Annotated in this window: 19 protein-coding genes, 1 tRNA gene and 1 pseudogene; 10 read left to right on the forward strand and 11 right to left on the reverse strand. The window is 66.7% G+C overall.

The features are described 5' to 3' along the window. Positions 1 to 17: 17 nt before the first annotated feature. The 8 genes from AC5Y7E_RS19370 to AC5Y7E_RS19405 are packed head-to-tail and all read right to left on the reverse strand — an operon-like array spanning position 18 to position 9,049. The gene (locus AC5Y7E_RS19370) at positions 18 to 1,487 is read right to left on the reverse strand and encodes an MCE family protein (RefSeq protein ID WP_499950386.1); all 1,470 of its coding nucleotides are present in this window, start codon (positions 1,485 to 1,487) and stop codon (positions 18 to 20) included. Beyond that, on the reverse strand, positions 1,488 to 2,609 hold the full coding sequence (locus AC5Y7E_RS19375; RefSeq protein ID WP_499950388.1) for an MCE family protein: 1,122 nt from the start codon (positions 2,607 to 2,609) through the stop codon (positions 1,488 to 1,490). It abuts the gene before it with no gap. Beyond that, positions 2,606 to 3,961: an MCE family protein gene (locus tag AC5Y7E_RS19380; RefSeq protein WP_499950390.1), complete on the reverse strand. Its 1,356-nt coding sequence runs from the start codon at positions 3,959 to 3,961 to the stop codon at positions 2,606 to 2,608. Before AC5Y7E_RS19380 ends, AC5Y7E_RS19375 begins: the two co-directional genes overlap by 4 nt. Continuing rightward, a complete protein-coding gene (locus AC5Y7E_RS19385; RefSeq protein ID WP_139334710.1) occupies positions 3,958 to 5,142 on the reverse strand; it encodes an MCE family protein in 1,185 nt (394 codons plus the stop codon). Before AC5Y7E_RS19385 ends, AC5Y7E_RS19380 begins: the two co-directional genes overlap by 4 nt. Continuing rightward, a complete protein-coding gene (locus tag AC5Y7E_RS19390; RefSeq protein ID WP_076054305.1) occupies positions 5,139 to 6,167 on the reverse strand; it encodes an MCE family protein in 1,029 nt (342 codons plus the stop codon). The genes AC5Y7E_RS19385 and AC5Y7E_RS19390 overlap by 4 nt, the downstream gene beginning before the upstream one ends. Then, positions 6,164 to 7,432: an MCE family protein gene (locus AC5Y7E_RS19395; RefSeq protein WP_076107770.1), complete on the reverse strand. Its 1,269-nt coding sequence runs from the start codon at positions 7,430 to 7,432 to the stop codon at positions 6,164 to 6,166. Before AC5Y7E_RS19395 ends, AC5Y7E_RS19390 begins: the two co-directional genes overlap by 4 nt. Before the next feature lie 4 nt (positions 7,433 to 7,436). Continuing rightward, on the reverse strand, positions 7,437 to 8,285 hold the full coding sequence (locus AC5Y7E_RS19400; protein WP_076054301.1) for an ABC transporter permease: 849 nt from the start codon (positions 8,283 to 8,285) through the stop codon (positions 7,437 to 7,439). Then, positions 8,282 to 9,049: an MlaE family ABC transporter permease gene (locus tag AC5Y7E_RS19405; protein ID WP_076054299.1), complete on the reverse strand. Its 768-nt coding sequence runs from the start codon at positions 9,047 to 9,049 to the stop codon at positions 8,282 to 8,284. The genes AC5Y7E_RS19400 and AC5Y7E_RS19405 overlap by 4 nt, the downstream gene beginning before the upstream one ends. Positions 9,050 to 9,668: 619 nt before the next feature. Here AC5Y7E_RS19405 and stf0 point away from each other — a divergent pair. The 9 genes and pseudogenes from stf0 (at position 9,669) to AC5Y7E_RS19450 (ending at position 17,804) form a co-directional block, all read left to right on the forward strand. Further along, positions 9,669 to 10,472, forward strand: coding sequence for a trehalose 2-sulfotransferase (stf0, locus tag AC5Y7E_RS19410; protein ID WP_076054297.1), 804 nt, complete (start codon positions 9,669 to 9,671; stop codon positions 10,470 to 10,472). A gap of 116 nt (positions 10,473 to 10,588) precedes the next feature. Further along, positions 10,589 to 10,747, forward strand: coding sequence for a hypothetical protein (locus tag AC5Y7E_RS19415; protein ID WP_499950512.1), 159 nt, complete (start codon positions 10,589 to 10,591; stop codon positions 10,745 to 10,747). Beyond that, the gene (locus tag AC5Y7E_RS19420; RefSeq protein WP_499950504.1) at positions 10,741 to 11,871 is read left to right on the forward strand and encodes a YeiH family protein; all 1,131 of its coding nucleotides are present in this window, start codon (positions 10,741 to 10,743) and stop codon (positions 11,869 to 11,871) included. Before AC5Y7E_RS19415 ends, AC5Y7E_RS19420 begins: the two co-directional genes overlap by 7 nt. 346 nt (positions 11,872 to 12,217) lie before the next feature. Further along, a pseudogene (locus AC5Y7E_RS19425) lies at positions 12,218 to 12,376 on the forward strand (TQXA domain-containing protein); the annotation flags it as partial. After that, positions 12,377 to 13,309 carry a cysteine synthase A gene (cysK, locus tag AC5Y7E_RS19430; RefSeq protein WP_499950393.1) on the forward strand — a complete coding sequence of 311 codons (933 nt, stop codon included), beginning with the start codon at positions 12,377 to 12,379 and terminating at the stop codon, positions 13,307 to 13,309. It begins immediately after the preceding pseudogene. 2 nt (positions 13,310 to 13,311) lie between these two features. Further along, positions 13,312 to 13,995 (forward strand): serine O-acetyltransferase, encoded by a 684-nt coding sequence (cysE, locus tag AC5Y7E_RS19435; protein WP_499915540.1) that lies wholly within the window; start codon positions 13,312 to 13,314, stop codon positions 13,993 to 13,995. Positions 13,996 to 14,197: 202 nt separating this feature from the next. Beyond that, entirely contained in the window at positions 14,198 to 15,313 is a 1,116-nt protein-coding gene (locus tag AC5Y7E_RS19440) for an LLM class flavin-dependent oxidoreductase (protein WP_499950394.1), read from the forward strand. Further along, on the forward strand, positions 15,310 to 16,431 hold the full coding sequence (locus tag AC5Y7E_RS19445; RefSeq protein ID WP_499950396.1) for an LLM class flavin-dependent oxidoreductase: 1,122 nt from the start codon (positions 15,310 to 15,312) through the stop codon (positions 16,429 to 16,431). Before AC5Y7E_RS19440 ends, AC5Y7E_RS19445 begins: the two co-directional genes overlap by 4 nt. Continuing rightward, a complete protein-coding gene (locus AC5Y7E_RS19450; RefSeq protein ID WP_499950399.1) occupies positions 16,428 to 17,804 on the forward strand; it encodes an NtaA/DmoA family FMN-dependent monooxygenase in 1,377 nt (458 codons plus the stop codon). The genes AC5Y7E_RS19445 and AC5Y7E_RS19450 overlap by 4 nt, the downstream gene beginning before the upstream one ends. Before the next feature lie 6 nt (positions 17,805 to 17,810). On the opposite strand, the gene AC5Y7E_RS19455 is transcribed toward AC5Y7E_RS19450, so the two are convergent. Beyond that, a tRNA-Asn gene (locus tag AC5Y7E_RS19455) sits at positions 17,811 to 17,883 on the reverse strand. Between the two features lie 140 nt (positions 17,884 to 18,023). Between AC5Y7E_RS19455 and AC5Y7E_RS19460 the strand changes: the two genes are divergently transcribed. Continuing rightward, positions 18,024 to 18,302 (forward strand): hypothetical protein, encoded by a 279-nt coding sequence (locus AC5Y7E_RS19460; RefSeq protein ID WP_499915535.1) that lies wholly within the window; start codon positions 18,024 to 18,026, stop codon positions 18,300 to 18,302. Here AC5Y7E_RS19460 and dnaG read toward each other — a convergent pair. Then, the gene (dnaG, locus tag AC5Y7E_RS19465) at positions 18,286 to 20,244 is read right to left on the reverse strand and encodes a DNA primase (RefSeq protein ID WP_499950400.1); all 1,959 of its coding nucleotides are present in this window, start codon (positions 20,242 to 20,244) and stop codon (positions 18,286 to 18,288) included. The genes AC5Y7E_RS19460 and dnaG overlap by 17 nt on opposite strands. Positions 20,245 to 20,273: 29 nt before the next feature. Next, on the reverse strand, positions 20,274 to 20,891 hold the full coding sequence (gene sodC / locus AC5Y7E_RS19470) for a superoxide dismutase[Cu-Zn] (RefSeq protein ID WP_499950402.1): 618 nt from the start codon (positions 20,889 to 20,891) through the stop codon (positions 20,274 to 20,276). Between the last annotated feature and the right edge of the window lie 25 nt (positions 20,892 to 20,916).

Raw genomic sequence — 20,916 nt, forward strand, 5'->3', positions numbered from 1 at the left:
GGTGCTCCTTGGAAACTTTAGGGTTGCGGGACAAGAAGTGATTGCCAGCTTTTGGCGCGTGGGTGCGCCAGGTCCGACTCGGTGTAGCGGCGGCCGTCCGGGCCGATGTATTCGCCGCTGGCGGGGTCGTAGGTCGCCACCGCTACGGGCGCGGGCGGCGGTGCGGTGCCCCGCGGCGGTGGTAGCCGCGGGTCCTGGCCGGGCGGATATAGCGGGACGCCCTGACCGCTGGTGGTGGCATTGGGGTCGCCTTTCCAGTTGTAGCCGTCGTTGAGCGGCACGTACTCCTCATCGCTTTCGCACAGTTCGACGGTGGGCGCGCGTTTCCACGGCTTGCTCTCACACGGAATGTTGCGCACGCCACGGACATTGAACTCCGAATCCTGCGGCACCCGGCAGAACAGGTCCGCTGCCGGCCGGTCCGGCGCATCGACGCTGGCCGGTGAGCGCCGCTGCGCCGGCGGCAGGTATCCCGTCGTGCAGGGCGGCGGCAGGTTGAGGTTGAGGTTGAAATCCAGCTGGGCGCCCCGGTATTCCTGTTTGGTGTTCGAGCTGGGCACGATGATCGCCGCCATGGCCGCGATGCCCTGCGGCAGCAGCACCAGGAGTTGTTCGATGTCGTGGCGGTAGACCACGGCGATATCGCCGAGGCTCACCAGATTGGCGAACAACACCGGTAACGCCGGCGCCACCCGATCCAGCATCGCGCGGCCTTCTTCGATGCCGGAAGTGCCCTGCCTCAACAGGTCTCGCACTGCGGCGTCCTGGGCCTTGAACTGTGCCATGACCGCCGCGGTGTGACCGGCCCAGGCGGCGATCGCATCCGACGTCTGCACCTGAGAGTCGAGCACGGGCGGCGACTGGTCGATCAGGGCGGCAAGCGGGTCAATGGTGCGGCCGCCCGCGACGGCCAACGCGGTCGACCCGTCGACGATGCGGGACAGTTCCGGCCCGAGGCCGCCGACCGCGCGGTTGGTCTCGTCGATCACGGTGCGCAAGTTGTCCCGCGGAATCGCTTGCAACGCGCGGTTGGTCATGTCGAGCAGGCGCCCGATGTCGACGGGAACGTCGACATGCCCGGCGGTGATGACGTCGCCGTCACGCAGCGTGCGGGAAGGTTGGCCGTCCTTGCCGGGCTGCGGCGTCAGCTCGATGTACTGCTCACCGATGGCCGAGCGGCTGTGCACCGACGCCTGCACCTCGGCGGGCACCTTCACTCCGGACCTCAAAGCCAGCACCGCGCGCACCCCGGTGGCGGTGACGCCGACCGACTTCACCTGTCCCACATCGGTACCGCGGTAGGTGACCACCGAAGTCTCGTAGAGCCCGCCCGATTGCGGCAGGTCAACCGTGACCTTGTACTCGCCGACTCCGAACAACGTGGCCGGCAGCTTCATGAAGTTGAATGCCATTGCGCCACAGGAAACAACGGTCACCAGCGTCAGGATTGACAACTGGATCCACGTCCGGCGGTTCAACCGAAGCATTCAGTATCCCCCGAAATGGTATGGATAGGTCAGCGGGTTGCCCCCGGTGACCGGGCTCGGCTGCATGCCGATGGTGCGTCCCCACTGCAGTTCGAGCTGGGTGAGGTTGCCTTCCCATCGCGACCCGGTGAACAGTCCCTGATCGATGCGGCTCAACGTCAAATCGACGACCAGCGTGAGGTTGGCGTAGTCGCCGCGGAACCAGTTCCGCACGGTGGATGCCGGCCACGGATAGGTCGCCAGCCCATCCAGGCCCTTGGTCAGGGACGGCCCGGCGTCGGCGAGCGACCGCAGCACGGGTGCGATGTTGCGCAGATTGTTCACCAGCGATTCCCTGCTCTGGTGAATGGTGTCGGCGGCGATCGCGCTGAACTTGCCGACCTGATCGATGGTGTCGGCGATCTTCGTGCGCTCCTTGGCCAACACGTCCAACGCTTTGGGCACGGACGTCAACGCTTTGTCGACGACGTCGTCGTTGGCGGCGACCTGGCCCGCCAGGGCGTTGAGGTTCTCGGCGGCGGCAATGATGTCGTCGGTCTGGTCGTTGGTGCGGGCGACGAACTCGTCGATCTGGCCCAGCAGGCTGCGCATGTCGTTCTCGCGGCCGGCGAACGCCTTGGCCACCGCCTGAGTGATCTCTTGCAGCTGGCCGATCCCCCCACCGTTGAGCAGGATCGACACCGACGCCAGCGTCTGCTCGGTGGTGGGATACAGACTCGCGCGCGACAACGGGATGACCGACCCCGCTTTGAGTTGGCCGACCGGCCGCTCGCCCTGGGGCGGCGCCAGCTCGATGTGCATCGAACCCAGCAGGCTGGTCTGGCCGAGCTTGGCGGTCGAATTGGCCGGCAGGCGCACATCGCCATCGATCCGCATGGTCACCAGCGCGTGCCAGTCTTGCAGCTCGATCTTGGTGACATTGCCGACGTTGACGTCGTCCACCCGAACCCGGGTGTTCTCCTGGATGGTGACCACATCGGGCATCTGCGCCTGAATCGTGTACGAGCCCGGTCCCCCGCCCGCGGTGCCGGGCAGCCTGAACGAGTTCAGGCCGCGCCAGCCGCATCCCGATAGGGCTGCGACGCATACCAATCCGAGGACAACGGCTATCGCGCGCCTCATGATGGCCCCGTCGGAAGCATCAGATTTTGCAGCACCTGGATCGAGTTGGACGTCGTATTCGCGGGCGGCGCCTCGACGGGTTGCGGCTGGTCGGGAGGCGGCTGGTCGGGAGGCGGCTGGTCCGGCGGTGGCGCCGGGGAACCATCGGGCGGCGCGGGCGCGCCGGGCGGGGGCGTGTATCCGGGCCGCAGCCAGTCCTCGCTGTAGGTGATCTCACTGGGTCGGGCCTGCGTTCCGACGAACGGGTTGATGCCCGCCGGGATGTAGTTGTAGATGCGGTTTTTGATGATCGGGTTGAGGTATTGCAAGCACAGTTTCGACACCCGCGCCAGGCGCGCCCGCGACGCCGCCTCGATCGAGCTGCAGATGAACTGCGGGATATCGGCGAAGTTGTTCAGGGCCAGGATGCCGGTCATCGCGCTCTGCGCCGGCTGGTAGATGTTGAGGAAGTTCTGGAACACCGTCGGGGCGATGTGCAGGATCTGTTTGATATCGCCACGGCTGTCGTTGAGTGCCGTGGTGATGGAACCCAACCGATCGAACGTGACACCCGCCGCTTCACGGTTCTCGGCCAGGAAGTCACGCACATCCGTGAGCGCCCCATCCAGAGACTTCAGCGCGTTGCCGACTTCGTTGGGCGTGTTCGACAGCAGCGTCGTCACGCTCGCCAGGTTCTGGTTGAACGAGGCCAGCAGATCGCTGCTCGAATAGAGTGCGGACACCAGCAGCTGCAGATTGCGGACGGTGCTGAAAATGTCGTCGGCGTGATCGCCGAGCGCCGAGATCGCCTCGGACAGCTTGAGCACGGTATCGCGAGCGGTGTCTCCCTGGCCGCGCACATTGTCGGCCGTCGAGTCGATGAACTCGCCGACGGAGTTGACGCCGCCCGGAGTGGCGGGCTGCAAGGCGTCGGTCAGCTTCTCCAGCTGCTTGCGGAAGTCATCCCATTCCACCGGAACCGCGGTGCGGCTCAACGGAATCGAGGATCCGGCGGTCAACTTGGGGCCACCGGAGTAGGCCGGCACGAGCTGAATCGCCCGCGAGGTCACCAGCGAAGGTGACAAAATGGCGGCGCGGGCGTCGGCCGGAATCGAATACTGCTTGTCGACCGAGAACGTCACCTTGGAGCTGGCGGGCTGCGGCTCGATCTTGTCGACCACGCCGACGGCTACCCCGAGGATGCGGATCTCGTCGCCGACGAACAAACCATTGGCCTCCGCGAAATACGCAGAGTACGTGTTCTTTTCGACGCCGCTCCACAGCTTGTCGGCGACCAGGAATGACGCCACGGCCAGCGTCAGGATCAGACTGGCGGCGGTCACCTTGCGTAGGGTGCCTCGAGTCACGCTCATGGCGAATCGAAATCGTGTGGCGACGGGGGCGGAACGGTCCGGATGGGCGGCGTCGACGGCGGCGGCGAGGGCGGCTGGGACCACAGCGGCACCGGCGCGTTCTCCGGCGGCACGGGCGGCGTGCCGGTGGGCGGGTCGACCGCTTCTGACGGCAGCTTCTGGTTGGGGTCCAGGAACCGGTCATACATGTCCGCGTCGAGCACCGGGCCGCCGATCTGGCCGGGAACCAGGTTGGCCACGTAGGCCTTGAAAAATGGTCCGGAGCCCAGGCATTCGCCGAAGGACATCGCGTACCGCTTGAACTTGGGCAGCGTCTTCTGAATGTCTTCCTTGCGGTTGTCCAGGATCTCCAGCACGCCGTTGAGCTTGTCGAGCGCGGGCTTGAGCTGGGTTCGGTTGTCGTTCACCAGTCCGGAGATCTGATGCGAAACCGTGGTCAGGTTGTTCATCAACGCGTCCAGCGAGTCTCGTTCGTCGAGCAGCGCGGCCAACAACGCGTTGGAGTTCGCCACCAGCCCGGCGATCTGCTGGCTGCGCCTGCCCAGCACCGTCGAGACCTTGTTGGCGTTGCCGAGCAGGCTGCGCAGCTGCGCGTCGCGGCCGTTGAGGGTGTCGGAGAACCGGGCCACGCCCTCCAAGGCGGGTCTCAGGTTGGACGGCGTCGCTTTCAGCGTGTCGGCCAATGTCGTGAGGGCCGTGGACAGTTGGGCGGTATCCAGCCCGCTGATGGTGGTCGTCAGGTCACCCAGCGCGTCGGGCAGCTCGTACGGCGAGGTGGTGCGTTCCAACGGGATGGTGCCCGACAGTTGCCCGTTGCCACGAGGAGTCAACTCGAGCATCTTGGCGCCCAGGATCGTCTCGGTTTTGATCGCGGCCTCGGTGCGGTCGCCCAGCTCGACACCCTTGTGCACGGTGAAGCCGACACGGACCTTGGTGCCCTCCAGGCGGAGGTCGGAGACCCGGCCCACGCCCATGCCCGAAACCCGCACGGTGTTACCGGGTTTGATGCCACCCGCCTCGGAGAAGTAGGCCGCGTAGTCGTCGGTGTTCTTGATGAACGGCAGTTTGTTGTACTGAAAGGCGACAACGGTCACGCAGGCCAGGATGACGGTTCCCATCACGCCAAGCACGAAGGGGCTTCGCCGGTCGGCCGATTTGACCTTGGGTAGTTGCAGCCTCATCGCGGCGTGCACCGCCCGCTGGGCTGGCCCAACAGTTTGACGAAGATCGGGTTGCCCCCCTTGCCGTTCAGCTTGAGCAATACCTCGCAGAAGTAGAAGCCGAAGTAGTCGCCGTTCAGGCCCTGCCGGGCGAGCACCTGATAGATGTCCGGGAGATCCGTGAGCAGTTTGTCGACGTACTCCTTGTCGGAGAGCACCTGCCCCGACACCCGATCCGTCTCGTGCACAACGTCTTTGATCGGTTGGCGGGACTGGGCGAGCAGGTCGGTGATCGAGCCCGCGGCCGCGTTGATGTAGGCGAGCCCGGTGGAGATGTCGTTCCTGCGCTGCGCGAGCCCGTCGACCAGCTGGGCCAGCTTGCCCACGCCATCGGAGAATTCGCGGTCGCGGGTGGCGAAGGTGTGCAGCACAGTGTTCAGGTTGGTGATCAGCTGGCCGATCAGCTCGCTGCGCCCGGCCAGGGTCGAGGTCAGGATCGAGGTTTGGGAGAGCACCGAGGCCAGCGTCCCGCCCTGCCCCTGGAAGATCCGCAGCAGCTGGCCGGACAGGGCGTTGACCTGATCGGGGTCCAGGGCACGAAACAACGGGCGGAAGCCGCCGATCAGCGCGTCGATGTCGAGCGCGGGGGACGTCCGGGCCAGCGGAATGGTCGCGCCCGGCGGCAGCCGGCGCGGCGGTCCGGGGCTCTCCTCGAGCGCGAGATAGCGATCACCGATCAGGTTTTCGTAGCGCACGACGGCCTTGGTGCCCTCGCTGAGGCGCACACCCTTGTCCACTTTGAAATCGACGGTGACCGTGCCGTCACGGTGCAGGCTCAAGTCGCCGACCTTGCCGACTTCCACCCCGGCGATGCGCACGAAGTTGCCGGACTTCAGGCCGGAGATGTTGGTGAAGATCGCGCGATAGCCCGTGCGGTCCTCGAAGCGCAGCTGCCCGAACACCGCGATGAGCGCAAACGTGAACAGCAGGCAGACCGCGGTGAAGATCCCGACGCGCAGGATGATGCTGGAGAGCTTCCTTCTCATGGCGGCGGCTGCCCCCCGCGCCAGAAGTAGCGTGGCCCTTCCGGCGGGTTCTTGGTGGTCGGGAACCAGTTGGCCCACCATGGATTACCCGCCGCCACGTTGGTGCGGATCTCGTTGGGGGCCGCGCCCCAGCCAGTGTCGGTGACCAGCGCGCGCACCGGGAAGTTCGCGCTGGGGTCGGGGAGCGAACCGCAGCTGGGCTTGCCGCCCGGGCCGCCGGTGGCGTTCACCTTGGGCAGGTGCTTCGGGAAGCGGTACGGGTCGTCGCCGAACAGCAGCGCCGCGTCCAGGATCACAGAGTAGCCGTTGCCGCCCAGGGCATCGCGGCCGCCGTGGTCGACATACCATTGCGCGCCCTGGAAAAGGCAGGTGTAGGTCGGGGAGTATTTCTCCAGCAGCGCCATGGTCGGGTCGAGCAGGTTCATCGACCGCACGATGTTCGATTCGTTGCGGCCGATCACGTTGATGCCGGTCTGGCTGAAGCCGATCGCCGACAGCAACAGCGAGTCCAGCGAACGCTGGTCGTCGGTGATGGTGGCGCTGGTCGTCGTCGCCGAGTCCAGGATGGACAGGATGTTCTGTGCCGCATCGGAATAGATGGCGGTGGTCTTGCCGAACAGCCGCCAGTCCTTTCCGATGGTATCCATGCGCGGGTTGACCGTGAGGAGCACGTTATTGGCGTCGGTGATCGCCTGACCGATCCGTTCGCCCTTGCCGCGCACCGATTGCGCGAAGGCCGACAGGATCGAGTTCAGCTGTGCCGGGTCGAGCGCCTGGACCACCGCCTGCAGATTCTCGAACACCGTGTTGACTTCGACGGTGACGTTGCGCGAGTGCAGCAACGCGCCGGGCTTGAGCGACGTGGCGCTGGGATGGTCGGGAACGATCAGGTCGACGAATTTGGAGCCGAACGCGGTGGTCGACTTGATCTCGGCCTCGAGGTTGCTCGGCAGATACTTGAAGGCGTCCGGCTGTATCTTCAGTTGCAGCCGAGCCGTTTTCACGTCGGTGCCGATGGACGCGACCTGGCCGACCTGGACACCGCGCAGCTTGACCTTGGCGCCGTCTTCCATCACCAGCCCCGCGCGGTCCGACACCAGCGTGAGCGGGACGAAGTCCTGGAACTTGCCCGAGAACGAGGCCGCCGTCATCGCGATCAGACCTCCGACGAGGATGAACAGCGTGGGCGCCCACCAGATCGGATCAATCCTGCTGCTGCGGGTCCTGTTCCGCTGGAATGCCCCGCCGGCCGTGTGATCACTCATCCGGTCACCCCGACAGATTGAAGTTGCCGGACTGGCCGTAGACGGACAGCGAGATCATCAGGCACACGAATGCCGTGACGATCATCGACGACCGCACCGACCGGCCAACCGCTTCCCCGACGCCCGCCGGGCCGCCCGTCGCGGTGAAACCGTAATAGGTGTGCACCACCATCACCCCGGCCGCCATGGTCAGCGCCGCCAGGAACGACCAGAACAGGTCGGTGGGTCGCAAAAACGTTGCGAAGTAATGCTCGTAGACGCCGCGTGACTGGCCGTACACGTAGATCGTCAGGAACTTCGCCGCGATGAACGACATCAGCACGGCGACGGCGTACAGCGGGATGACGACCAGGATGCCGGCGATGATGCGGGTGGACGCCAGATAGGTGACCGCCCGGATGCCCATGACCTCCAGCGCGTCGATCTCCTCGTTGATGCGCATCGCGCCCAGTTGCGCCGTCGCGCCCGCGCCGATCGTGGCGGCGAGCGCCAGACCGGCCGTGCAGGGCGCGATCATCCGGACGTTCAAAAACGCCGAGAGAAACCCGGTCAGCGCCTCGACGCCGATGTTGGACAGGGTGTCGTAACCCTGCACCGCGACGAGGGCGCCGGTGGTCAGCGTGAGGAAGCCGATGATGCCGACGGTGCCGCCGATGACGGCCAATGCGCCTGTGCCCATGCCCATCTCGGCGATCAGCCGCAGGAGCTCGTTCGGGTAGCGCCGGATCGCATCGACGGTGGCGGCCAGAGATTGTCCGTAGAACGCGGTCTGCTCGCCCAGCTTGCGGGTGGAATGCGTCAGCCGGGGCCCGAGGGTGACGAACCACGACGGTTCGCGTGCGGCATCGGTCATTTGGCGGTCACCTTCACACCGAGCGCGGTGGTCAAGATGTTGATGAAGAACAGGGCCATGAACGAGAACACCACGGTCTCGTTCACCGCGTTGCCGACGCCGGTCGGGCCACCGCCCACCGACAAGCCCTTGTAGCAGGCGATCAGGCCGGCGGACAGTCCGAACAGGGTCGCCTTGATCAGCGAGATGACCACCTGCGGTAGACCGGTCACCAAGGTCATTCCCGCGATGAACGCACCGGGCGTGACGTGCTGGACGAAGACCACGAAGATATAGCTGCCGGTCAGCCCGGTCACCGCCACCACCGAGTACAGCAGGACCGCGACGAACGTCGCCGCGATGATGCGCGGAACCACCAGCGCCTGAGTCGGATTGACGCCGATCACCTTCATCGCGTCGATTTCCTCGCGGATGGTGCGCGCGCCCAGGTCGGCGCACATGGCCGTCGACCCGGCGCCCGAGACGACCATCGCGGTGACAACGGGTCCGACCTGGGTTACCGAGGCCAGCCCGGCACCGGCACCGGAGAGGTCGCCGGCACCGATTTCGACGAGCAGGATGTTGAGGACGAACACGATGAGCACCGTGTACGGGATCGACAACATGATGGTCGGGAAGATGGAAACCCGGGCGACAAACCAAATCTGTTCGAGGACCTCACGCCACGCCCAGGGCCCACGCACCGCGGCGACCAAGGCCTCGGCGCTGAGCAGAAAAAATTGGCCCAGCGCGTTCATGGGCTTCGCGAGGGCCGCCCCGTTCACGCCGCTTGCCCAACCCAATGGCGGTCCTTGACTCAAACCCGACCCCCATTTCGTAACGGCGTTTACACGTTCGTGATTCGCTGGCCCTGAAGCAAACAGCACTGTTTACCTGCGCCGCGTCTGTTCGAGCGCATAGATGAGGGAATGTACGGGCATAGCGATGCCCGACGTCAGGTTTGTAATCAACAAGAAGAAATGTGGGCGACGGCCGAGGGGCTCTGGCCGAAATTCCTATCGCCCACGCGGATCGGCAGGCCCTGAGCCCGCGTGGCTGCTTGGCGTCGGCCTTGCGCGGGGGCTGCTTAGCGGCTGCCGGCAGACGGGCCGATGCCCGGGCGGTGGCGCACGCAAACGGCGGGATCGACCGATGGGTATTCCCGGGTGACCGCCCGAAATAGATTGTGCCGTAGCGCTTCTCATCGCAGCACGGGTCGCGCCGCTGACGCGGCTTTCCGTCCGCTCCGAAACCAGATGAGCACCCACGGCCACCGTCCCGTTCGGCTGTCGTCGCCGAACGCCACAGTTCGGGTAAGTCGGTTTCGAGGCAAGGGTTTCCTTCAGCCTGACCGTAACCGCGCGACCCCGGATAAGAATTGAAGGTTCTGGATACACTCTGCCGGTGACAAGTAGCCCGTCGTCATATCTGGTGTTGGCGTCGCAGCGCAGCGGCAGCACGCTGCTGGTTGAGTCGCTGCGCGCCACCGGCGTGGCAGGCGAGCCACAGGAGTTTTTTCAGTACCTCCCGGCCACCAGCCAGTCCCCGCAGCCGCGGGAGTGGTTCGCCGGCGTCGACGACGAGTCGATCCTGAGCCTGCTCGACCCGCTCGATGTCGGGACGCCGGACCTGGCGCCGCCCGAGATCTGGCGCGCCTACATCCGCACGGTCGGACGGACACCCAACGGGGTGTGGGGCGGCAAGCTGATGTGGAACCAGACGCCGCTGCTGCTAGACCGTGCGAAGAACCTGCCGGACCGCAGCGGTGACGGCCTGCTGGCGGCGATCACCGACGTGGTGGGCGAGCAGCCGCTGCTGATCCACGTCTACCGGCCCGATGTGATCTCCCAGGCGGTGTCGTTCTGGCGCGCGGTGCAGACGCGGGTCTGGCGGGGCAGGCCCGATCCGGTGCGGGACGCTCGGGCCACCTATCACGCCGGAGCGATCGCCCACGTCGTCAAAATGCTGCGCGCCCAGGAAGAGGGCTGGCGCAACTGGTTCGCCGAAGAAGACATTCAGCCGATGGACATTTCGTATCCGGTGTTATGGCGCAACCTGACTCAGGTGGTGGGATCCATCCTCGAGGCTCTGGGGCTGGACCCCCAGCTGGCGCCCGATCCGGTGCTGGAGCGCCAGGCCGACCAGCGCTCCGACGAATGGGTGGACCGCTACCGTGCCGACGCCGAGAAGCACGGCCTGCCAACCTGATCGAGCGACATAGCTAAATTCAGCCCGAGCCAATCACTTGGATTCAGCGGCGGCGGACACCACAGTCAACGGGTGCGGCCGACGGACGCCGCCATCGGCGCTGAGGAGAGATCATCGTGGGTGAAGGCGTGCCAATCGACGACCCCGACGCCCGGCCGGGCCCGGACTGGGCCGCCCGGCTCCATTCGGTGTCGGTGGACTGGTGGGCGACCGCGGTTGCGGGCGTGATCGTCGCGTTGGCCGTGGCCGACGTGCTCCCGAAGATTCCCTGGTGACCGCCGTGAGCACCGTCCAAGTGCAGCCCGACGAGACGCCGGCCGAAGCCACGTTCACCAGCACCCGTCCGCTCGACTATGTACCCGGCGTCCTGCTCCTGATCGGCGTCGGGGTGTTGGGCAAGTACGCCCAGATCTGGTGGAATGCCCTGGCCAAGCACGAGCACTGGACCGTGCCCGACATCGAATACGTGTTGTGGGCGATCGTGATTGGGCTGCTCATCACCAACACCATTGGCCTGCACCGGATCTTTCGTCCAGGTGTGCTGACCTACGAATTCTGGCTCAAGGCCGGGATCGTGGCGCTCGGCTCGCGATTCGTGCTGGGCGACATCGCCAAACTCGGCGGAATCAGCCTGGTGCAGATCCTGGTGGACATGACCATCGCCGGAACGATCATCATCGTGGTGGCCCGCGCGTTCGGGTTATCGGGCAAGCTGGGCTCGCTGTTGGCCATCGGCACGTCCATCTGCGGGGTGTCGGCAATCGTGGCGGCCAAGGGCGCGATCCGGGCCCGCAACTCCGACGTCAGCTACGCGATCGCCGCGATCCTGGCACTGGGAGCGGTGTCGCTGTTCGTGTTGCCGCCCCTGGGACATGCGATCGGTTTGAGCGACCACGAATTCGGTTTGTGGGCAGGGCTTTCCGTGGACAACACCGCCGAAACCACCGCCACCGGATACCTTTACTCCGACCATGCCGGCAAGATCGCGGTGCTGGTGAAGTCGACCCGCAACGCGCTGATCGGGTTCGTGGTGCTGGGCTTCGCGCTGTTTTGGGCGGCTCGGGGGCAAGCCGACGAAATCGCGCGGGGCGCCACGGCCAAGGCCGCGTTCATCTGGAACAAGTTCCCGAAATTCGTGCTCGGTTTCCTGGTGGTGTCGGCGATCGCCACCGCGGGCTGGCTGACCAAGGGCCAAACCGCCAACCTCGCCAACGTGTCGAAATGGGCGTTTCTGCTGACCTTTGCCGGCGTGGGGCTCAACACCGATATCCGTCAGATCGCGCGCACCGGTTGGCGTCCGCTCGTGGTCGCGGTCATCGGACTCACCGTCGTCGCCACCGTCTCGCTCGGCATCGTGTTGCTGACGTCACGCGTATTCGGCTGGGGCGCAGCAGCCTAAGGGTCGGCGCGCAACCGCGTCGCGCTCTCCGCCCGGCTGGCCGCGTTCGGCAAACGGCTGCGCAACGGGGGCGTCCCGCTGTCTACGCGACGGCCCCTGGGCGGCGTCGCGACCAGGTGACCTCCCGCCCACCGCCGCCGGGGCCCGCGCCGCATGAAGACGGAATAAGTCCTGGCCAGAGGTCTATAGCCGGGCCGAGCCAAACGACCGACCAGGCCCGATGCCCTATAGTGGTGACATGCAACGCCCCGCACAACCGCGCTTTGTCCCGTCGCGCTACCTTGCCGTGGACTGCTGTTGCTGTTGCTGTTGCTGTTGTTGTTGATTTCCTCGGGTCCCCGGCGGCGCGGAAACAGTTTGCGATCTGCGCGGACGCGTGCTCACGGGTGAGGCGTCGCAGCGCATCAACCCGGTGGCGCTAGCCATCCCCGCCGAGATGAACATAGAGTTCGATATTAGCTGGCAGGCCCAGGCCTGGTCCTACGTCGTTGGAGACAATAGGTAGATGAGCATCGCGGAGAACGTCACGCAACTGATCGGTAACACCCCGCTGGTCCGGCTCAACCGGGTCACCGACGGTGCGGTCGCCGACGTCGTCGCCAAGCTGGAGTACTTCAACCCGGGCAACAGCGTCAAGGACCGCATCGGCGTCGCGATGATCGACGCGGCCGAGCAGGCGGGCCTCATCAAGCCGGACACGATCATTCTCGAGCCGACGAGCGGGAACACCGGCATCGCCCTGGCGCTGGTGGCCGCGGCCCGTGGCTACCGCTGCGTGCTGACCATGCCCGAGACCATGAGCGTCGAGCGACGAATGTTGTTGCGCGCCTTGGGCGCCGAGATCGTCTTGACGCCCGGCTCCGAGGGCATGCCGGGCGCTATCGCCAAGGCCGAGGAACTGGCCAAGAGCGACCAACGGTATTTCGTGCCACAGCAATTCGAGAACAAGGCCAACCCCGCGATCCACCGCGCCACCACCGCGGAGGAAGTGTGGCGCGACACCGACGGCAAGGTCGACATCTTCGTCGCCGGTGTGGGCACCGGCGGCACCATCACCGGCGTGGCGCAGGTGATCAAGGAACGCAAGCCTTCAGCACAATTCGTCGCCGTGGAGCCGGCCGGATCGCCGGTGCTGTCCGGCGGGCAGAAAGGGCCGCACCCCATCCAGGGCCTGGGCGCCGGGTTCGTCCCGCCCGTGCTCGCGATGGATCTGGTCGATGAGGTGATCGCCGTCGGCAACGAGGAGTCCATGACCCTGGCCCGGCGGCTGGCCGCCGAGGAGGGACTGCTGGTCGGAATCTCTTCGGGGGCGGCGGTGGTCGCCGCGCTGCAGGTGGCCCGCAGGCCCGAGAACGCTGGGAAGCTCGTCGTCGTGGTGCTACCCGACTTCGGCGAGCGGTACCTCAGCACGCCGTTGTTCGCCGACCTGGCAGATTGATCGTGCTCGAAGCCATACGACGGGACATCCGGGCGGCCAAGGAGCGCGATCCGGCCGCTCCGACCACGCTGCAGGTGGTCTTCGCCTACCCGGGTGTGCACGCCATCTGGTGCCACCGCATCAACCACTGGCTGTGGCGGCGCGGTGCAAAGCTGGCCGCGCGTATCACCGCCGAAATCACCCGGATTCTGACCGGCGTCGAAATCCATCCCGGTGCCGTCCTGGGCCCCGGCCTGTTCATCGACCACGCGACCGGTGTGGTGATCGGTGAGACCGCCGAGGTGGGCGAGGACGTGACCCTCTACCACGGCGTCACGCTCGGCGGCAGCGGCAGGGACACCGGAAAGCGACACCCCACCATCGGTGACCGGGTGATCATCGGCGCCGGCGCCAAGATTCTGGGCGCGATCAAAGTCGGCGACGACAGCCGCATCGGCGCCAACGCCGTGGTGGTCAAGGAGGTTCCGTCGAGCTCCGTGGTCATCGGGGTGCCCGGGCAGGTCATCAGCCGCAGCCGTCCCGGCAGCCCGGACGACTCGATGATGCCGGACCTCGTCGGCGTCAGCCTGCAATCGCTGCTGACCCGCGTGACCCGACTCGAAGCCCAAGCGGACGGCTCCCAAACCAATCACGTCATCAGGCCGCCGGAAGCCGGTGTCTGGCATGGCGAGGATTTCTCCATCTGAAAGATGGCTCAGCTCAACACCGTCTGATGGGCGGTATTGGCCAGCCTGCACCGAACCCGCATCGCCGCGCTTCACAGGCTTGAGCTCGGCGAAGTATTACTCACGCTGAACATAACGCGCCCTTGGAATGCATCGCCGCCCGCAGCGTTGCACAGTGAGTTATGACCACGCTGCGTGACGGTGTGACTTTCCAGGAGCACCTATGACCGAGCTGCATCTGGCGGTGGGGCTGGATGGCTACGGTTGGCACCCCCAGGCGTGGCGATACGCGTTCGCGCACAACGCGACCGGTGGCGGCCAACTCAGCGGTCGCTATTGGGCCGCGCTGGCCGCCACCGCCGAACGTGGACTGCTGGACTTCCTCACCATCGACGACAGCCTGGACGCACAACCCGGGCACCGTGCCGAAATCTCCCCGCGGCGCCTGGCGGGACGCGCCGATGCCACGCTGGTGGCCGCCCGGATCGCGCCGGCCACCCGACACATCGGCTTGATTCCCGTTGCGACGGTCACACACACCGAGCCGTTCCACGTCTCGAAAGCGATTGCGACACTAGACCATATCTCGCATGGCCGCGCCGGCTGGCAGATTCGGGTAAGCCCGACGGCGCACGAAGCGGCGCTGTTCGGCAGGCGGCCCGCCCCCGACGGCGACGCACTGTTCGACGAAGCGTCCGACGCCGTCGAGGTGGTGCGCCGTCTCTGGGACAGCTGGGAGGACGACGCCGTCATCCGTGACGTTGTAACCGGCCGCTACATAGACCGCGACAAGCTGCATTACATTGACTTCGCCGGAAAATACTTCTCGGTCAAGGGGCCGTCGATCACCCCGCGGCCGCCTCAGGGCCAACCGGTGGTGACGGCGCTGGCACACGCCGACTACGATTTCGCCGCCGCGAACGCTGACCTGGTCTTCATCACCCCGCGCGACGAGCGCTCGCTGCGTGCGATCCTGGCCGAGGTCGGCCTCGCGCAGCGCGCCGTGGGCCGGAGGATCCTGGTCTACGCCGATCTGGTGGTGTCGCTGGCCGACGACCCGTTGGCACCGGCGGCGGCCCTCTCGTCCGACGCGCACGTATTCACCGGCAACACAAGCGATCTGGCGGAGCTCCTGCTCGCCTGGCAGGACGCCGGGGTAGACGGGGTGCGGCTGCGGCCCGCGATCAACGCCATCGACCTGCCCGCAATCGTCGACGACCTGGTGCCGCGACTGCAGCACGGCGGCCGGTTCCGCAGCGGCTACCGCGACGGCGAAACACTGCGCGAACGCCTGGGTCTGGCGCCGGCGCCGAACCGCTACGCGGCGGTCCCGTCATGACCGTCACTCCCCTGTCGATCCTCGACCTCGCACCCATCAGCGCCGGCAGCGACGCCGCGACAGCACTGCGCAACACCATCGACCTGGCCCAGCACGCCGAGCGCTGGGGCTACCGGCGCTACTGGCTCGCCGAGCACCACTTCGTCGCGGTGGCCAGCTCGTCACCCGTGACGCTGATCGGCCAAATCGCCGCGGCCACAGAACGAATCCACGTCGGGTCGGCGGCGATACAGGTGGGTCACACGACGGCAGTTGCCGTGGTGGAGAGCTTCGGCATCCTCGACGCGCTCTATCCCGGCCGCATCGACATGGGGCTGGGCCGGTCCGGGCAGCGGCGCCAAGAGGCGGCCACCTCGTCTCCGGCCGTATCCGAACGTGCGCCCACACCCTGGCGTGAGGTAGCCGGGGTTGTGATCCCCGCGCCCTTCGACCAGACGCCGCTGATGAAAAGCGACCGGATCCGGGCTCAGGGCTCCGTCCTCGCTCAACCGTGCGCGCAACCCCCGGACTTCGCCGAACAGCTGGCAGACATCGAAGCGATGCTGGACGGCACCTATACCGTCAATGGCCATGAACTGCACGTCGTTCCGGGAGAGCACGCCCAGTTGACGCCATGGATCTTCGGCAGCACCAAGGGCCAGAGCGCCGAAGTGGCCGGTGCGCGTGGGCTTCCGTTCGTCGCGAGTTACCACATCACCCCGGGCACCGCGATCGATGCGATCACCGCGTACCGCAACGCATTCCGACCGTCCGCCCGGCTATCCGAGCCGTATGTCGTAGTCTCGGCCGACGTCGTGGTCGCCGAGGACAGCGCGACCGCACGCCACCTCGCGTCCGGTTACGGTCGCTGGGTGCATTCCATCCGCAGTGGGCACGGCGCCATCCCCTACCCGGATCCCGACTTCTGCCAACCCTTGACCGGGGACGAGCAGGCGTTGGTGGCAGACCGCACCGCAACACAATTCGTCGGCAATCCGGACGAGGTCGCCGATCGGCTCGACCTGCTGCGCCGGGTCACCGATGCCGACGAACTGGTGATCACCTCCGTGACGCACCGGCATGTCGACCGGTTGCGCTCGCATGAACTGATCGCGAAACGATGGGGATTGACCGGATGATCGTTCGAGAAGCTGGGCGCCGCAAACAGATTCATTTGGGTGCGCACTTTCCAGGGGTGAACAACACCACGGTGTGGTCCGATCCGAGCGCGGGTAGCCAAATCGCGTTCGAATCGTTTGTGCACCTGGCGAAGTCAGCCGAACGGGGACTGTTCGACTTCTTCTTCCTAGCCGAGGGCCTGCGGCTGCGTGAGCATCGCGGCAAAATTCACGACCTCGACGTCGTCGGCAGGCCGGACACCTTCACGGTGCTGGCCGCGCTCGCCGCGGTCACCGACCACCTCGGCCTCGCCGGCACCATCAACACCACGTTCAACGAACCCTACGAGGTGGCAAGGCAATTCGCGACGCTGGACCACCTGTCCGACGGGCGGTCGGCCTGGAACATGGTCACCTCCTCGGATGCGTTCACCGGGGAGAACTTCCGGCGCGGCGGGTTTCTCGCCCATGCTGACCGCTATCGCAGAGCCGAGGAGTTCATCGCCGTGGCGCAGCGGTTCTGGGACAGCTGGGCGCCCGAGGCAGTGGCCGCCGACGTCGACGCCGGAGTCTATGCGGATCCGGCCCTCATCGGAAGCATCGAACACGACGGTCCGCAATTCCGCGTCCGCGGCGTCGCCTCGCTGCCCGCCGGACCGCAAGGCCATCCGGTGCTCCTGCAGGCCGGCGACTCCGACGACGGTCGCGACTTCGGCGCCAAGCACGCCGACGCCCTGTTCACGCTGCACGGGTCGCTCGAGGCGGGCCAGCGCTACTACGCCGACGTGAAGGGCCGTGCCGCGGCCTATGGGCGGGACCCCAACCAGCTCAAGGTGCTGCCCGGCGCGACGTTCGCGCTGGGCGACACCCCCGCCGATGCGCAGGACAACGCCCGTCATATCCGCGAGCAGCAGGTCAGCGGCCCGACCGCGATCGCGTTCCTCGAGCAGGTGTGGGGTGTGGACCTTTCGTCTTACGACCCCGACGGGTCGCTGCCGGCCGTCGAGCCCGTGGAGAACCCGAACATCACCCGGGGGCGGGTCCGGCACGGCGACCCCCGGAAGGTCGCCGAAACCTGGCGCGCCCGAGCCGAAGCCGAGCACCTGTCGATCCGCGAGTTGATCATCGAAGTGACCAGCCGCCAGCAGTTCGTCGGGACTCCGGCGCAGGTGGCCGAGGAGATCGATCGCTATGTGCAGTCGGATGCCTGCGACGGCTTCATCCTGGTGCCGCACCTGACGCCGCACGGCCTCGACGAGTTCGTAGACAGGGTGGTCCCGCTGCTGCAGGAGCGGGGCAGCTTCCGTACCGAATACCGCGGCCACACGTTGCGCGAGCATCTGGGCTTGTTGCCCACCCCGGGGCAGACGGCGCATCAGGCCGCCGTCGGCTGAGAAATGCTCCCCCGCCTGGACTCGAACCAGGAACCCTTCGGTTAACAGCCGAATGCTCTGCCAATTGAGCTACAGGGGACTAACCCGATCGCGGGACGACTCTAGCGTACTGGCACGACCGCACCCAACTAGCGTGGACCGCCTCGATCGCCTGCGCGGCGCAGCGCGTCGACCGCCGGTGAGGCAGGATGGAAGCCATCGATCGTCGGGAGGAACGTTTTGATCCGGTATGTCGTGGTGCTTGGACTGGGTTACGTGCTGGGCTCGAAGGCCGGGCGTCGCCGGTACGAGCAGCTGGTCGGCACTTATCGCGCGCTGACCAGCAGTCCGGTGGCCAAGTCGATGATCGAAGGGGGACGGCGCAGGGTCGCCAATCGGATCTCCCCCGACGCCGGTTTTGTCACGCTGACGGAGATCGACGACCAGACGGCCATCATGGAACGTGACGTCGCCGGCTCGGCCGACGCCGCGCTGGCACCGTCTAATCGCCGCCGCTAGCCTGCTCCAGCAGGCTGCGACGGTAGGACTCCATCGCCACCAAGTCGCCGAATAGGGCGTGGTACTCGTCGCCCTGGTCGATCGGGGACATGCGCTGCAGCTTTGACTTGACTTCGGCGATCTGGCGGCCCATCCACACCTCTTGCAGCCGGGCCAGGACACCGCCGATGTAGCGCGGCAGCTTCTCCTCGTCGACCTGGATGGCCTCGACGCCCAGCTCGCTGGCGAGGCCGGCCGTCAGGGGCGACGAGGCCTGATCACGCACCGCCTCGATCCACTGCGCGCCCGTGACACCGCTCGACGTACCGCCCGCGGTCTCGATGGCCGCGCGGATGGCCGCGTACCCGGGATGGGTGAAGCTTTCGACGGTCAGCGTGTCGAACACCGGCCCCGCGAACGCCGGGTACTGCAGGGCCGCCTTGAGCGCCTCCCGTTGTGGCCACAGGGTGGGGTCGCGCGGGTCTGGACGGCTGGCGGCGGCGGCCTGGGTTGCGTCCGGCGCCGGCTCGGCCACGCGGCGGGAAGCCCTGGGCGCAGAACCGCCGCGGGCCTGGGTGTTGGTGGACTTCGCCTGGCTGCGCACCCGGTCGATGACCTGCGCGACGTCGTCCCAGCCGACCCAGCCCGCGAGCTGACGGGCGTACTCGTCGCGCAGGGTGGGGTCCTTGATCTGGCTCACCATCGGCACGCAGCGGCGCAGCGCGGCGACGCGGCCCTCGGCGCTGTCCAGATCCATCTCGGCGAGTGCGGAACGAATCGCGAATTCGAACAGCGGCGTTCGCCGCGCCACCAGGTCGCGCAGCGCGCCGTCGCCGGACTTCAGCCGCAGATCGCAGGGATCCATGCCGTCGGGTGCGACGGCCACAAAAGACTGCCCGGCCAGGTTCTGCTCGCCGCCGAAGGCCTTGAGCGCGGCGGCCCGCCCGGCCGCGTCGCCGTCGAAAACGTAGATCAGTTCGCCGCGAAAGAAGCTGTCGTCCATCATCAGTCGGCGCAGCATCGACAGATGCTCGTCGCCGAACGCGGTGCCGCACGAGGCCACCGCGGTGGTGACCCCGCTCAGATGCATCGCCATCACGTCGGTGTAGCCCTCGACGACGACGGCCTGGTGGCCCTTGGCGATGTCGCGTTTGGCCAAGTCGATGCCGAACATCACGTTCGACTTCTTGTACAGCAGCGTCTCGGGCGTGTTGATGTACTTGGCTTCCATCGGATCGTCGTCGAACAACCGCCGGGCCCCGAAGCCGATCACCTCGCCGGCGGAACTCCGGATGGGCCACAACAACCGGCGGTGAAAGCGGTCCATCGGTCCGCGGCGTCCCTGCCTCGACAGGCCGGCCGCTTCCAGTTCTTTGAACTCAAAACCCTTGCGCACCAAGTGTTTTGTCAGCGAATCCCAGCCCGACGGCGCAAAGCCGCAACCGAAGTGACGGGCCGCGTCGGCGTCGAAGTTCCGCTCGGCCAGGTACTGCCGGGCCGGAGCGGCCTCGTCGGATTCCAGCGCCGCCGCATAGAATTCCGCCGCCGCGGCGTTGGCAGCGACGAGCCGGCTGCGGCTACCGCGGTCGCGCTGGACGCTGGTTGCTGAGCCGGAGTAATTGATGGTGTGGCCGATCCGGTCGGCCAGCAGCTCGACGGCCTCGACGAAGCTGACGTGTTCGATCTTTTGGATGAACGCGTAGACGTCGCCCCCCTCGCCACAGCCGAAGCAGTGAAAGTGGCCATGGTTGGGGCGAACGTGAAACGACGGCGACTTCTCGTCGTGAAATGGGCACAGGCCTTTGAGCGAATCGGCGCCGGCGCGCCGCAATTGAACGTAATCGCCGATGACTTCGTCGATGCGCACCCGTTCGCGGATGGCCGCGATATCGCGGTCGGGGATCCGGCCGCGACCCCGGGAACGGCCATCGCCCTCGGCGCGTGAACCTGCCGGGCTTGACATCGGCTCAGTCTAAGGCGCGACGGCGAACGCTAGCCGGTACCGATGACGCCGCAGGCGACCCGATCCATCGCGTTCTCGGTGTCCTGGGCGCCGTGCAGCATCAGCGCGGTCTTGTTGCCCGCCAGCAGATCGTCCCGGTTGAACGAATCGGTGGTGGTGACCAGGTATGCCGAGCCATCCTGGCGGACCTCGAGCGACGCGAGGTCGCCGCTTTCGGGCTTACCGGTGTGGCCGGGGGCCTGGTAATGACCGCCGGCGGACAGGAAGTTGCCGGGCGCACCGCCGGTGGGGGCCACCGAGTTCGGCTCGCACTTGCCGATCTCGTGCACGTGCAGGCCGTGGATGCCCGGCGTCAGGATGCCGGGCGCCACCGTCTTCACGGTGACGGTGACATAGCCGCCGGTGAAGTCGAAGGTCGCGGTGGCCGCCGAGCGGCCGTCGGGCGTCTTCAGGTCCGCGTTGAGCGAGCCGCCGGCGGGTGCCGGGGTCGTCGTCTCACCGGACGACGCCGGAGCGCCACTTTTCACCGGAGGCGTGGTGCCCGGTTGGGTGCTCGCGTGCTGCGGTGAACTGCACGCGGTCATGGCGATGACGGGAAGTCCCATCAAGAACGAGGCGACCAAGGGCGAGCCGCTGAATTTCTTCATGCCGGGCAGCCTAACTCGCGGCGGG

The organism is Mycobacterium sp. NGS17, from assembly GCF_059813205.1.